Origin of the sequence: Reyranella soli, assembly GCF_007992495.1 — a bacterium.
GTDB lineage: Bacteria > Pseudomonadota > Alphaproteobacteria > Reyranellales > Reyranellaceae > Reyranella > Reyranella soli.
Genome location: NZ_BKAJ01000074.1, coordinates 20,440 through 33,070 on the forward strand (window position 1 = coordinate 20,440; position 12,631 = coordinate 33,070).

Below are 12,631 nucleotides of genomic sequence, written 5' to 3' on the forward strand. Positions count from 1 at the left end.
GGGTCAGTCGAAGACCGTCGCGATCTGGTCGATCTCCACGCCTTCCTTTTCGCGCCGCAGGAAATAGTAGAGCGTCGCCGAGACGCAGGCGCTGAAGGCCTGGGAAACTGCGCTCAGCGCCCAGATCACGACGGTGAACAGGAAGGAGTTGGTTCCGGTGATGGCGCCGGCAATACCACCAGCGATGATGCTGACGATGATAGTGATGATTCCCGCCACCAGCACGGCGCCGAACACTCGCCAACGCCGCTCGCGGGTCAGGGCCGCACTGCGCGACAGCGACGCCCCCACGCCGGCCTGCTCGATGGTGGCCGCGGGAATGGCGACTGCCCACATCGTCATCAGGATGAGGCCAGGAATGACCAGGGCCACCAGGCCGATGGCAAAGCAGATGGCGGAGACGATGGCCACGCCCAGCGCCGCGCCGAGGCGGCGGAAGCCCTGCTCCAGGCATTCCGATATGGAGATCTGGCGCTGGCGCAACGCCTGCATGGCGCCGTAGATCAGCGTCACGGTCACGATCTGCGAGATGATGAAGTTGACGATACCCTGCGCCGCTTCCGACGAGACGATCTGGGCAAAGATGAGGCTCGGGAGGCTCGCGACCAGAGCCGTGCCGACGAACGGCACGAAGTTCTTGAACAGGATCGAGGCGCTGGTTTCGATTGTCGAACCTACTCCCCACGTCGCACCGCGGCTCGCATCCATCGACGTCATGCGTATCTCCCTGGTTGTTCTAGCGACGATTGCATCCTAGCACGTCTTGCGTGGGGAAATGTTGACACCGTGCGGGGCTCTTCGCACTTTGGCCGCCCAAGTGTGAGAGGTAAGCGGATGGCAGAGATCGACAAGGCCGACGAGGCGCAGCTTCTGGCCACCATCGATCGTTGGGTCGAGCGGGAGGTGGCGCCGCGCGTCAAGGAATTCGACCATGCCGACCGCTGGCCAGCCGAGCTGGTCGAGCAGATGAAGGAGCTCGGCCTGTTCGGCGCCACCGTCAACGCCGATTACGGCGGGCTCGGCCTGCCGGCCCGCACCTATGCCGAGATCGTCATGAGGATCTCGTCGGTATGGATGGCGCTCACCGGCATCTTCAACTCCCACCTGATGCTGGCGCTGGCCATCGAGAAGTTCGGCACCGAGCCGCAGCGCCGCCACTGGCTGCCCAGGCTGGCCTCGGGCGAGGTGAGGGGCGGGCTAGCGTTGACCGAACCCGATGCCGGCACCGACCTGCAGGCGATCCGGCTGACGGCGCGGCGCGAGGGTGATCACTATGTGCTGAACGGCACCAAGACCTGGATCTCCAACGGCATCGAAGGCTCCTGCTTCGCGCTTCTGGTGAAGACCAACCCCGAGGCCTCGCCGCGCTATTCGGGCATGAGCCTGTTCATTGCGCCCAAGGGCCCGGGCTTCCGCGTCGGCCGCAAGCTCGAGAAGCTCGGCTACAAGTCGATCGATTCGGCCGAGCTGATCTTCGAGGACTATCGCGTGCCGGCCGACCATTTGATCGGCGAGGTCGAGGGCCGCGGCTTCACCCAGGTGGCGGGGGGCCTCGAGCTCGGCCGCATCAACGTGGCGGCGCGTGGTGTCGGCATCGCCGAGGGCGCGCTGCGGCTCGCCACCAGCTACTCGCAGATCCGCAAGACCTTCGGCAAGCCGATCTGCGAGCACCAGGCGATCCAGCTCAAGCTCGGAGAGATGGCCACGCGCGCCCGCGCCGCGCGCCTGCTCACGCTCGATGCCGCCGACGCCTTCGACCGCGGCGAGCGCTGCGACCTGCAGGCCGGCATGGCAAAATATTTTTCCTCGGAGGCGGCGCTGGAGAACAGCATCGAGAGCATGCGCATCCACGGCGCCTACGGCTATTCCAAGGAATACGACATCGAGCGGCTCTATCGCGACGCGCCGCTGACCTGCATCGGCGAGGGCACCAACGAGATGCAGCGCATCATCATTGCCCGCCAGTGGATCAAACAGCACGCCGAGATATGAACGCCCATAGCTCATCGAAACCCCTGCAGGGCATCCGAGTCCTGACCTTGGAGCAGTTCGGCGCCGGCCCCTACGGCACCATGTTCCTGGCCGAGCTCGGGGCCGAGGTGATCAAGGTCGAGGCGCCTGACGGCGATCCCTCGCGCCACGTCGGGCCGTATAAGTTGGGTGACGCCGACAGCGAGTACTTCCAGGCCTGGAACCTCGGCAAGAAGAGCGTGACCCTCGACATCAAGTCGGCCGAGGGCCGCCGGCAGTTCGAGGCGTTGGTGAAGACGGCCGACTGCGTGGTCAACAACCTGCGCGGTTCGCAGCCCGCCAAGCTCGGCATCGACTATGCGAGCCTGAAACACCTGAAATCCTCGATCGTCTGCCTGCACATCTCGGCCTATGGCCGCGCGGGCGAGCGCGCTGACTGGCCGGGTTACGACTTCCTGATGCAGGCCGAAGCCGGGTTGATGGAGCTGACCGGCGATCCCGAGGGTGCGCCGACTCGGGTCGGCGTGTCGCTGATCGACAGTATGAGCGGCCTCACCGGCACGGTCGGCCTGCTCGCCTGCCTGTTGCGAGCGAAGACGACGGGGCAGGGCTGCGACGTCGAGACCTGCCTGTACGACGTCGCCATGCACCAGCTCACCTATCCCGGCGTCTGGTACCTCAACGAAGGCGATGTCTCGCCGCGCGTGCCGCGCAGCGCCCACCTGTCGCTGGCCCCGGTCCAGACCTTTCCCACGAAGGACGGCTGGATCTTCGTCATGTGCATGACCCAGAAGTTCTGGTTGTCGCTGGTGAAGGCGATGGGCTGCGAAGCGCTGCTGGACGATCCGCGCTTCGTCGATCCCAACACGCGCGCCGTCCATCGCGCGGCGCTCAGCGACGCGCTCGATCCCACCTTCCGCACGCGTACGACCGACGAGTGGCTGATGGCCTTCAACGGCCTGCTGCCGGCGGCGCCCGTGCATCGCCTCGACCAGGCACTCGACAGCGGCTTCGCTCACTCGACCGGCATGGTCTCGGCCGTGCCGCATCCGGTGAAGGGCAGCCTGCGCGTCATCGCCAATCCCCTCCGCATCGACGGCGAGCGGCCGGCCCAGGCCGCCTGCTCGCCGCTCGGCGCCGACAACGACTCGCTGCTGGACAAACACACATGAAGCTCGAAGGTCTGAAGGTCGTCGATCTCTCCTGGTTCCTGCCGGGGCCGTACCTCACGACGGCGCTGGCCGACCACGGCGCCGAGGTCATCAAGGTCGAGCCGCCCGACGGCGATCCCGGCCGCCATATCCGTCCGCCAGACCAGCGCACCTCGGTGTTCTTCCGCAACATGGGCCGCGGCAAGAAGAGCGTCGTGCTCGATCTCAAGACCGAGCAGGGCCGCGCCGATCTCTTCCGGCTGGCGTGTGAAGCAGACGTGCTGGTCGAATCCTTCCGGCCCGGCGTCGCTGCGCGCTTTGGCGTCGGCTACGAGGCGGTGAAAGAAAAGAATCCCGGCATTGTCTACTGCTCGATCTCGGCTTTCGGCCAGGACGGCGCCTATCCCGGCCGCGCCGCGCACGATCTCGCGCTCGAGGCCATGACGGGCGTGCTGTCGCTGACGCTGGGCGATGATGGCCGTCCCGCGATCCCCGGCATTCCCGTCGCCGACCTGGTGAGCGGCCTGCATGGATTGAGCGGCGTGCTGATGGCGCTGCTGCGGCGGCAGACGACGGGCAAGGGCGACTACATCGATGTCAGCATGCACGAGGCGCTGATGGCCTCGTGCGCCAATGTGGTGGGCTCGGCCTTCACCGACGGCACGCAGCCCGACGTCAAGAACCAGCGCACCACTGGAGGTGCCGCCTTCTATCGAGTCTACGACACGTCGGACGGCCGCCAACTCGTGCTGGCCGGCCAGGAGATGAAGTTCATCCGCAACCTGCTCACCGCGCTCGGCAAGCCCGAGTTCATCGAGCTCTGCGAATGGCCCGGCGCGCATCAGAAGCCGGTGATGGAGTTCCTCGCCAGAACCTTCCGCGAGAAGCCGCTGGCGCACTGGATGGCATGGCTCGACGCGCTCGACATCTGCTACGGGCCGGTCAACACGCTGCCCGAGGCGATCGCCGATCCCAACCTGGTGAAGCGCGGCGCCGTCGTGACCGAGCCGGACGGCCGCAAGCATCTGGCGCCGGTCGTGCGCTTCAAGGACGAGCCATCACGGCCGCTCTATCGCGAGCCGCTGCTCGGCGAGCATACGAAAGAGATCCTGAAGCGTGGTTAGGTTTGCGGCGATCGCGTTCTCCGGATTCGCTTTCGTGGCGTCCGCGTTCGCGGCGGGACCGTGGGACGGGACCTACGTCTATGAGCAGGGGCTGGGCAAGGGAGCGGGCGGCATCAGCCTGTTCGTAACCCACACGCTGACAATCGACGGGCCGCAATGCCGGCTGAAGGCCGAGGGTTACCAGACCAATGAGCGCATTCGTTGCAATGCAACGGTGAAGGGCGACAGGCTCGAGGTCTCTTTCCAGAGTTTCAGGGATGGCTCGACGGTGAACCGATTCGGGGTCAAGGAATACACCATCAACCAGCCTCTGTTCACACTGGCGCGCAAGGGCGATGGCATCGTGACGACGTGGCAGGGCTACAACAGGAACGGCATCGACACCGCCGGTCTGCCGACGTTCCGCAAGCTCTAAGAGCGCGTTCGCTGGCTGTGCAACCGGGCGGCGCGTCGCGCGTTGGCTGGCCATGCGTCGTGCATTGATGGGCTTCGTTCTACTTGTGGCCACGACCGCACCGGCGTTTGCGCAGGGCGGAAGTCCCGACATCAGGATCACCGGCCAGAGCCGCGCGACTCTCCAGCTCAAGCGCGACATCCTTGGCGTTATCGCCGGCTATGCCAAGGCGCGCCACTCCTGCGGCACAATTACCGCTGTAGAGACTGCGCCTCTGCCTCAAGGCTACGAGCCGAAGACCGCCATGTTCCGCGTCAGCGAACCGAAGCATTTCTACGAGCGCTGGGTGGCCGACCTTTGCGGCACCAAGCGGGACTTTCTGGTGGCGCTGTGGCCGTCACCGAAGGGCGGCACCGACTACAAGGCGGTCGAAGTGCCATCCGGCACCGAGCCCTGAGTTTCTCATTCGCGCCTGGTTCCTCACGATGGAGTTTCCCATGATGCATCGCGCGCTGCTGTCCCTTGGTCTCCTGGTTGCTCCGCTTACCCTGATGCCGGCGCTGGCAGCCGGTCCGTGGGACGGCACCTATGTCTGGGAACAGGGCCTCGGCAAGAACCCCGGCGGCATTGCCCTGTTCGTCACTCACACCTTGAAGATCAACGGGTCGGACTGCCGTATCGATGCCCAGGGTGTCCAGAGCGACGAACATATCCGCTGCAACGCGACGGCGAACGGCGACAAGCTCGACGTCGCCTTCGCGAGTTTTGCCGACGGCGGGATGAACAACCAGTTCGGCAAGAAGATCTATGCGCCCAACCAGCCCCTGTTCACGCTGACGCGCCAGGGCAACGCCATTGCGACGACGTGGCAGGGCTACAGCAAGAACGAGGTGGATACGACGGGCAAGTCGACGTTCACCAAGCAGGGGAGCGCGCGCTAGTCCAGCGCAGCGACGACATGGGCAGGGCTCACGCCTTCCTTCTCCTCGCGCAGCAGCACATAGAAGATCGCCGGCAGGGTGTGCACGACGATCCCCGCCAGGGCGCCGTAGATCCACATCACGAGGCTCCCCAGCGCGCCGTGGCCCAGCAGCGTGATGATCACGATCGCGCCGATGGCGAAGATCACGAACCACAGCAGGAAGGCGCCGAGGATGGGTAGCCGCCGGCCGGCCGTCAGATCCATGCTGCGATTGAAGGCGCCGCCGATGTCGGCACGCTCGATCATCATCACGGGAATGGTGACCGCCCACAGCGGGATCAGGAACAGCGGTCCGATCACGACGATCGCCGACACCGCGATCACGAAGTACTGGATGCAGCCCAGCAGCAGCAGCCGGCCGAACATCGGACCCTGCAGCTGGCGCAGCATTGGTTCCCATTCGGGCTTGCGTCCGGCGATCGCTTGCAGCGTGCCCCAGGTGAGGCAGATCGACGTCGCCACGCTGCAGACCAGGCCGACGAGGCCAGCCAGCAGTCCCAGGCTCAGGATGTTCACCACCAGGGAAACCGCGCCGAAGATCACGGCGACGGTGAAGAAGGCCGCGAAGTTGTCGCGCGCCAAGGTGTAGGACCGCTCGAGGACCGACGTCACGGTCCAGGAGGGCGCCGGAAGAGGAGTGGCCATGCCCTATCCTACCAGAGCCGAAGCCTTGGCGAGAGGCACGGGCTTGTCCTGCAACAAAAGGTCCATGGCCTCCTGCTCCCACGCCGCCTCGTTGAGCGACAGCGGGTCCTGCGGCGCCAGCCGATGCTCGATCACAAGGCGCGACAGCAGCAGGCGGCGGGCATCGCCGCCCCTGGCGCCCAGCGCCGCGCCTTCCCACGCCATCAACGCCGCCGACGCGGCATGATAGAGCGCGCCCGCCGCGAGTCGGCAGCGCTTCTCCTGCCTTGGATCGGCCGCGACCGCCTCGACGAAGCGCTCGACGCGATCGAGGGTGGCGTTGAGCAGGCCCTTGTACTGGCCGGGCAGGGTGTCGGAGCGCTCGTACTTGTCCTTGAGCGCCGCCGTCAGCGTCTTGTGCCCGCCCGCCTTGCCCACAGCGCGCTGCACCACGTCGAGCGCGTTGATGTTGGAGGTGCCCTCCCAAAGTGTGCCGATCTGGGCGTCGCGCACCAGGCGGGCGGTGACCCATTCCTCGATGTAGCCCAGGCCGCCCCTGACTTCGAGGGCATGGCTGGCGACCGGGATGTTGTCGCGGCAGGCGCGGAACTTGTAGACCGGGGTCAGGATGCGCAGGAGGTTGGCTGCCTCCTTGTCGCCCGCGTTGGCGCGGCCCATGGCATCGGCCGAGAAGGCATACATGGAAAGCGCCTGCTCGGTTGGCAGCATGATCTTCATCAGCTGCCGACGCAGCAGCGGGTATTCGCCGATCGCCTTGCCGAAGGCGCGCCGGTTCTGGGCGACGACCAGCGCTTCGTTGAGGCAGCGCCGCATCATCGAGGCCGCGCGCACGCCGTGGCTCAGCCGTGACAGGTTCACCTGCTCCATCATCTGCTTGAAGCCGCGGCCGGCATCGCCCACCAGGTAGGCGACCGCGCCGTCCATGATGATCTCGCCCGAGGCCATCGACCTGGTGCCGAGCTTGTCCTTCAGGCGCACGATCCGATAGCTGTTGCGTGAGCCGTCCTCCAGCCGCCGCGGCATGGCGAACATGCCGAGCCCTTGTGTGCCGGGCGCGGCGCCGCGGGGTCGTGCCAACAGGACGGCGACATCGGCATCGGCGTGGCTGCAGAACCACTTCTGGCCAAAAAGCTTCCAACGCTCGACGCCGTCGGGCCTAAATTCCGGATCATTGACACCGATGCGCTCGGCCTCGGTCTCGAGCGCGCCGACGTCCGAGCCGCCGGCCTTCTCGGTCATGAACTGCGTGCCCTTGAGCATCGTACCCGGGTCCTGGCTCAGCAGCCGGTCGAGCAGAAGCTTCTTCAGCGCCTCGGAGCCGAAGCGCTTGATGATGAAGTTCGAGGTGTCGGAGACCGACACCGGGCACATCAGGCCGAACTCGGCCTGCACGAAGAGATAGGTGATGCCGTACTTCACCAGCGGATGGGCGGGTCCCGCCATGCCCAGCACGCCGCCGCGATGGGTCATCGCGTGCATGCCGAATTCCTCGAAGGCGATCTTCTCCATCTCGCGGTAGGACGGGTGATAGTCGATCCAGTCTTCGTCGCGGCCGAAGCGGTCGCGCGGCTGCAGGACCGGCGGATGCTTGTCGGCGGTCATGGCGAGATCGTCGAGGCGGTTGCCGGCCAGCTCGCCCAGCCGCTCGAAGTGCGGCGTCATCTGGCTGAGCAGGCCGGGCTCCATGTAGAGCGACAGCAGGTCCTGGAACTGCCGGTCGATCGTGTAAAAGTTCCGGCCATGCGCGTCGGGCGCGATGTGGTGCGCGCCGTGCGGCTGGGTGATGGCGGTGGTCATGTCGGGCATCGTCTTCTCCTATTGTCGCCAGCCGTTCGCCAGGACGCGCTCGACATAGGCCGGCACGACCTCGGTGGCGGGGCCGTAGATGTGCTCGTGGAACAGCGGCTGGCTGCCGGTCGCCTCGAGATTGAGCTCGACGGTATGTGCGCGGTGCTGGCGGCGGCGAACGTGCAGTACGAAGCCCGCCGCCGGATAGACCTCGCCCGAGGTGCCGATCGACAGGAAGAGCCCGCAGCGCTCCAGCGCCTCGTAGATCTCCTCCATGTGCATGGGCATCTCGCCGAACCACACGATGTTCGGCCGCAGCTCGCCCACGGCGTTGCAGTTGGGGCAGATCGATTGCGCTGTGAGATCGGCATCCGATTCGAAGACGCGCTGGCAGCTCATGCAGCGGACCTCGCCGTCACGGCCGTGCATGTGGATGATGTTCCGGGAGCCGGCCATCTCGTGCAGCGGATCGATGTTCTGGGTCACAACCACGACCTCGCCCTGGTATTCCTTCTCCAGCCGGGCAAGCGCGCGATGCGCGGCGTTGGGTTCGACATGGGCGGCGCGGAAGGAGCGGCGGGTATCGTTGTAGAAGTCGAGCACCTTCTTCTTGTCGCGATGCCAGGCCTCGATGGTGGCGACCTCCTCGAGATTGACCCGGCTCCACAGTCCGTCCTTGTCGCGGAAGGTGTCGATGCCGCTTTCCTTGGAGATGCCCGCACCGGTCAGAATCACGATCCCGGGAGGCAGGAATTCCTGATGCATGGCGACAATCTAGCGCTGTGCTAGGCTGCGAGGCCATGACCATCGGTGTCCTCTTCGTCTGTACTGCCAACATCTGCCGCTCGCCCATGGCCGAAGGCGTGTTCCGTACCCTGGCGCGCCGCGCCGGCCTCGAGCAGGCCTTCGCCATCGCCTCGGCCGGAACCACGGGCATCCATGCCGGCGAGGCGCCGACTCCGGCCGCCGTCGAAGCGGCGGCGCGCCGTGGCTACGACATCGCCAGCCAGCGCTCGCGCGCAGTCACCAAAGAGGATATCGCCGCCGCCGACTATGTGCTGGCGATGGACCGCAGCCACATGGCCGACCTGCGCTGGATGGCGCCACGCGACAAGGCCGCCAGCCTGCAGATGTTCACCAAGTTCGGCCCCATGCCCGGCATCCTCGACGTCCAGGATCCGTATGGTGGCACGCAGCAGGACTACGAGCGCGCGCTCGACCTGATCGAGGCCGGATGCAAGGGCCTGCTCTCGGCACTGATGCCCGAGGCAAAGGCGGCGATCGCTCAGTAGTGTCCGGTGGGAGATCGCTCTCGACAAAGACACGCGCTGCAAGTTGTTGTCACTGGACGGCAGGTTCCGTCGATGATCCCATAATGTCTTCGACGTCAGGGGGAAGGTACCGGAGCATGCGCCTGCACCGCCGGTGGATGCTGGCCATAGCGGTAGCGACGGTTTGCCGGACCGGCATCGCGCAGGCTAATGGATTCCGGTCATCCGACGTCGGCTCGCCCGACACGCCGTCGGTGCAGGCGGTCGCCCATATGAGCGATCTGATGCGCCAGCGCAGCGGCGGCCGGCTGTTCATCGGCAGCCTCGGCGCATCGGATCAGGACTCCGAGTCCTTCACGGTGGCCCAGGTGCGTACCGGCACGCTCGACATGGCGCGCGTCAGCGTATCGGCGCTGCACGGCACGGTGCCGGCGACCGTCATCCCGACCTTGCCGTTCCTGTTTGCCTCGACGGAGCATCGTCGGCGCAGCCTCCAGGGGCCGGTCGGCGAGGAACTGCTGGCAGCCCTTACGGCCGTCGATCTGGTGGGACTCTGCTTCTACGATGCCGGTCCGCGCTCGATCTACACGCCGGCCAGGGCGGTGCGGACCCCGGCTGACATGAAAGGCCTCAAGATCCGGATCCAAACATCGTCGGCCATAACCGAGATCATGCAGGCGCTCGGCGCGCAGCCGATCCCGATTCCTTTCGCCCAGGTCCGGCCCCGGCTCGCGGCCGGCACCGTCGACGCGGCGGAAAACAACCTCATCTCCTATCTGACGTCGCGCCACTACGAAGTGGCCAAGGTCTACAGCGTGACCGAACATGTCGCGTCGCCCGCCGTCGTCATCTTCTCCCGGCAGGCCTGGAACCGGCTGCCCAAGGAGGATCAGGCGATCATCCGCCAGGCCGCGCGCGATTCGGTGGCTCATCACCGCAAGGTCTTCGACGAGCAGGAGGCTGCCGCGCGGGCGACCCTTACCGCCGCTGGCATCCAGTTCGTCACAGATGTCGACAAGGCGGCCTTTGCCAAGGTCCTTGCCCCGCTCTATCCCAGGCTGGTCACCGACCCTCGCCATCGCGCCCTGATCGAGCGGATTCAGGCCGGCGAGTGACCGGTTAGAACGGCCACTTCAATCCCAGCTCGCCGAACCGGTTGATCACGTTGAAGGTCAGGCGCGAGACGTCGTTGTCGTACTTGTTGTGCGGCAGCGATCCGCAATAGGTGATCGACCCGACCGAGAACACCGCGCCGCCCTGGGGCTTTTCGATGTAGGTCATGTCGGCGCGGATCAGCCCTTCCAGCGTGTCGCCGGTGATGGTCGTGTTGAAGCCCAGGCGCTCCTCGTGCACGACCACGAACTCCTTGCGGTCATGGCCTTCGGAGGACGCCAGCACCACGGCGTTGAGCGGGCTGCCCAGGCGATGATCGAGCCGGTCGAGCTCGAAGCCCGCCGCGCCGCCACCCGAGAAGCCGTAGCCGCCGAACAATTCGTCCTTCACGCCCTCGAACACCCAGGCGTGATGGTTGTCGCGCGCCGCCGGCGACTGGCGATAGGAATCGCCGACGAACAGGCCCTGGCTCGAGAAGCCGATGCCGCACAGCACGTTGGGCGCCCGGTCCGAGCGTCGCCACAGCCCGCCATAGGCGCCGTCGAAGGCGTGATAGTACTCGCCGGGCTCGGCCGGCCAGGTGCGGATGCCGCCCTCGGTGCGCCGCACTTCGATGGCGCCGGGCCAGGCGTCGGACAGCGCGACGCGCCAGTAAAAGCCGTTGCCGCCGAGATACATCAAGCGGCCGCCGGTTTCGGTATAGGCCTGCAGCGCGTCGAGCGTCTGCTTGGTGTGATACTCGGGGTGCGTGCCGGTCACCACCACCTTGTAGGACTTCAGGATGTCGACACCCTTGTCGTGCAGGTCGTGGTCGGTGACGACGTCGTAAGCGATGCCCAGACGATCGAACCAGCCGGTGAGATGGGTGTCGGCCGGCAGATGGCGCAGGCCCGAGCCCGCCTGGTCGTGGAAGGTGAGGAAGTCCGGCCGCCAGGTCAGCAAGGGCCGCAGGTGCGAGGAGTAGGCCACGCCCGAGCCGTCGCGATGGAAGTTGTAGGTCGACAGACCATAATCCTTGTGCTCGTCGGGATTGTTGGCGGCGGCCTTCCACTCGGTCATGCGCTGGCGAAACGGCTCATTGAACATGCCGCGCGAGAAGTTGGTGTAGACCTGATAGGTGAAGGTCGAGGCGATGTAGCAGACCTTGGCCTGCGGCTTGCCGACCTGCGGGCGCACGAAGAAGGGGATGACGTCGCGATGCGGCCCGCAGCGCAGTTGCATGCCCCAGACACCGCTCTTCATGTCCTTGGGGACGGTGAAGCTGAAATCGTCGGCCCAGCCGCAGTCATGCAGGTCGTCGTCATGGAAGTGGATCGCGGCATACATGTGCGGCGCCCGCTTCCAGTCGCGCTCGCCGTCGCTCCACGCCGCGCCCTTCATGGCGCGCGTCGGCAGGTTCTTCAGCGTGCCGTGCAGGCCGTTGGGCCCCGTGTCCTCGACCTCCATCGTGCCCATGCGGCGGGCGAAGTCCCAGGCAGCGAAGCCCGCGATCACAGGCGCCTCGATCTTGCCGTTGAAGCAGCGCCGCGCCGGCCGGTCGCTGGCGCTCTCCGCGCCGATCAGCACCGGTTGCGCGGCGTCGACGACGAGACCGGACTGGGCGGTGCTCGCCTCGCCCTCATCGTCGACGGCGAAGGCGCGCTTCAAAGGCTGCTGGCCGACCCGCATCATGCCGGTCGCGGGGTCGGCTGACGCCCACACGCGATACCAGGCGCGATTGCGCAGCTTCTTGCCCGTCACGACGCGCGCGCCGCCACATTCCAGCGCCATGCCGTCCGGCGTCAGTACCAGCGCGAAGCCCGCGCCCGAGCTTGCGTCACGACGCGAGATCACGGTCTGCGACCCGTCCTCGGGTAGGGTCGGCCAGATCAATGCCTCGACCGAAAGAGCCGCCGGCAGCTTCACGTCGGCCGCGCGCTCGATCAGCGCGTAGGAGCCGGGCCAAGCGTGCTGCTGGCGCGAGGCGAAGCGGCCGTCGAACAGCTCCGACTCATCCTCGAGTTTCTGCGCCGGTCCGTCGGGATTGGGATCGCCGCGCACGATGCGCACCAGCATGGCGTTGTACGGTCCTGGTCCCACGCTCGAAACCTTGAAGCTGATCTTTTCTCCGGCGCGTACCGAGATGCGGTCGGCGTAGCCGGTAAGCGGTGCTGTCACGTTTGTCTCCCCTAAGGCCGACGATATAGTCGCCC

The 12,631-nt window shown here is 66.2% G+C and carries 13 protein-coding genes; 8 read left to right on the forward strand and 5 right to left on the reverse strand.

The window, feature by feature from the left end; translation table 11 throughout:
- Positions 1–3: 3 nt before the first annotated feature.
- A complete protein-coding gene (locus RSO01_RS21130; RefSeq protein ID WP_147151437.1) occupies positions 4–717 on the reverse strand; it encodes a DUF7847 domain-containing protein in 714 nt (237 codons plus the stop codon).
- A 117-nt stretch (positions 718–834) separates the two neighbouring features.
- Here RSO01_RS21130 and RSO01_RS21135 point away from each other — a divergent pair, with 117 nt between their 5' ends.
- From RSO01_RS21135 to RSO01_RS21160, 6 genes are all read left to right on the forward strand, one after another.
- Positions 835–1,992 carry an acyl-CoA dehydrogenase family protein gene (locus tag RSO01_RS21135; RefSeq protein ID WP_147151438.1) on the forward strand — a complete coding sequence of 386 codons (1,158 nt, stop codon included), beginning with the start codon at positions 835–837 and terminating at the stop codon, positions 1,990–1,992.
- Entirely contained in the window at positions 1,989–3,143 is a 1,155-nt protein-coding gene (locus tag RSO01_RS21140; protein WP_147151439.1) for a CaiB/BaiF CoA transferase family protein, read from the forward strand. Before RSO01_RS21135 ends, RSO01_RS21140 begins: the two co-directional genes overlap by 4 nt.
- Entirely contained in the window at positions 3,140–4,246 is a 1,107-nt protein-coding gene (locus RSO01_RS21145; protein ID WP_147151440.1) for a CaiB/BaiF CoA transferase family protein, read from the forward strand. Before RSO01_RS21140 ends, RSO01_RS21145 begins: the two co-directional genes overlap by 4 nt.
- A gap of 34 nt (positions 4,247–4,280) precedes the next feature.
- Positions 4,281–4,661 carry a DUF5991 domain-containing protein gene (locus RSO01_RS21150; RefSeq protein ID WP_147151441.1) on the forward strand — a complete coding sequence of 127 codons (381 nt, stop codon included), beginning with the start codon at positions 4,281–4,283 and terminating at the stop codon, positions 4,659–4,661.
- Between the two features lie 67 nt (positions 4,662–4,728).
- A complete protein-coding gene (locus tag RSO01_RS21155) occupies positions 4,729–5,097 on the forward strand; it encodes a hypothetical protein (RefSeq protein ID WP_170303237.1) in 369 nt (122 codons plus the stop codon).
- A gap of 40 nt (positions 5,098–5,137) precedes the next feature.
- On the forward strand, positions 5,138–5,581 hold the full coding sequence (locus tag RSO01_RS21160) for a DUF5991 domain-containing protein (protein ID WP_147151443.1): 444 nt from the start codon (positions 5,138–5,140) through the stop codon (positions 5,579–5,581).
- Here RSO01_RS21160 and RSO01_RS21165 read toward each other — a convergent pair.
- From RSO01_RS21165 to RSO01_RS21175, 3 genes are read right to left on the reverse strand one after another with little or no spacing between them, the layout of a single operon-like run.
- A complete protein-coding gene (locus RSO01_RS21165) occupies positions 5,578–6,267 on the reverse strand; it encodes a hypothetical protein (RefSeq protein WP_147151444.1) in 690 nt (229 codons plus the stop codon). The two genes, RSO01_RS21160 and RSO01_RS21165, sit on opposite strands and share 4 nt — an antisense overlap.
- A 3-nt stretch (positions 6,268–6,270) precedes the next feature.
- Entirely contained in the window at positions 6,271–8,073 is a 1,803-nt protein-coding gene (locus RSO01_RS21170; RefSeq protein ID WP_147151445.1) for an acyl-CoA dehydrogenase family protein, read from the reverse strand.
- Positions 8,074–8,082: 9 nt separating this feature from the next.
- On the reverse strand, positions 8,083–8,820 hold the full coding sequence (locus RSO01_RS21175; protein ID WP_147151446.1) for an NAD-dependent deacylase: 738 nt from the start codon (positions 8,818–8,820) through the stop codon (positions 8,083–8,085).
- Between the two features lie 35 nt (positions 8,821–8,855).
- Here RSO01_RS21175 and RSO01_RS21180 point away from each other — a divergent pair, with 35 nt between their 5' ends.
- Both RSO01_RS21180 and RSO01_RS21185 read left to right on the forward strand, forming a co-directional pair.
- Complete coding sequence (locus RSO01_RS21180) at positions 8,856–9,347, forward strand: low molecular weight protein-tyrosine-phosphatase (protein ID WP_147151447.1); 492 nt, start codon at positions 8,856–8,858, stop codon at positions 9,345–9,347.
- Positions 9,348–9,463: 116 nt separating this feature from the next.
- Entirely contained in the window at positions 9,464–10,441 is a 978-nt protein-coding gene (locus RSO01_RS21185; RefSeq protein ID WP_170303238.1) for a TRAP transporter substrate-binding protein, read from the forward strand.
- A 4-nt stretch (positions 10,442–10,445) separates the two neighbouring features.
- Here the strand turns inward: RSO01_RS21185 and RSO01_RS21190 are convergent, their stop codons facing one another.
- Positions 10,446–12,596 carry a N,N-dimethylformamidase beta subunit family domain-containing protein gene (locus tag RSO01_RS21190; protein WP_147151449.1) on the reverse strand — a complete coding sequence of 717 codons (2,151 nt, stop codon included), beginning with the start codon at positions 12,594–12,596 and terminating at the stop codon, positions 10,446–10,448.
- Positions 12,597–12,631 lie beyond the last annotated feature (35 nt).

Coding starts and splice junctions, on each gene's coding strand:
- RSO01_RS21135 (WP_147151438.1), top strand. CDS start 835: ATGGCAGAGATCGACAAGGCCGACGAGGCGCAGCTTCTGGCCACCATC.
- RSO01_RS21140 (WP_147151439.1), top strand. CDS start 1,989: ATGAACGCCCATAGCTCATCGAAACCCCTGCAGGGCATCCGAGTCCTG.
- RSO01_RS21155 (WP_170303237.1), top strand. CDS start 4,729: ATGGGCTTCGTTCTACTTGTGGCCACGACCGCACCGGCGTTTGCGCAG.
- RSO01_RS21175 (WP_147151446.1), bottom strand. CDS start 8,820: ATGCATCAGGAATTCCTGCCTCCCGGGATCGTGATTCTGACCGGTGCG.
- RSO01_RS21180 (WP_147151447.1), top strand. CDS start 8,856: ATGACCATCGGTGTCCTCTTCGTCTGTACTGCCAACATCTGCCGCTCG.
- RSO01_RS21130 (WP_147151437.1), bottom strand. CDS start 717: ATGACGTCGATGGATGCGAGCCGCGGTGCGACGTGGGGAGTAGGTTCG.
- RSO01_RS21145 (WP_147151440.1), top strand. CDS start 3,140: ATGAAGCTCGAAGGTCTGAAGGTCGTCGATCTCTCCTGGTTCCTGCCG.
- RSO01_RS21185 (WP_170303238.1), top strand. CDS start 9,464: ATGCGCCTGCACCGCCGGTGGATGCTGGCCATAGCGGTAGCGACGGTT.
- RSO01_RS21160 (WP_147151443.1), top strand. CDS start 5,138: ATGATGCATCGCGCGCTGCTGTCCCTTGGTCTCCTGGTTGCTCCGCTT.
- RSO01_RS21170 (WP_147151445.1), bottom strand. CDS start 8,073: ATGCCCGACATGACCACCGCCATCACCCAGCCGCACGGCGCGCACCAC.
- RSO01_RS21165 (WP_147151444.1), bottom strand. CDS start 6,267: ATGGCCACTCCTCTTCCGGCGCCCTCCTGGACCGTGACGTCGGTCCTC.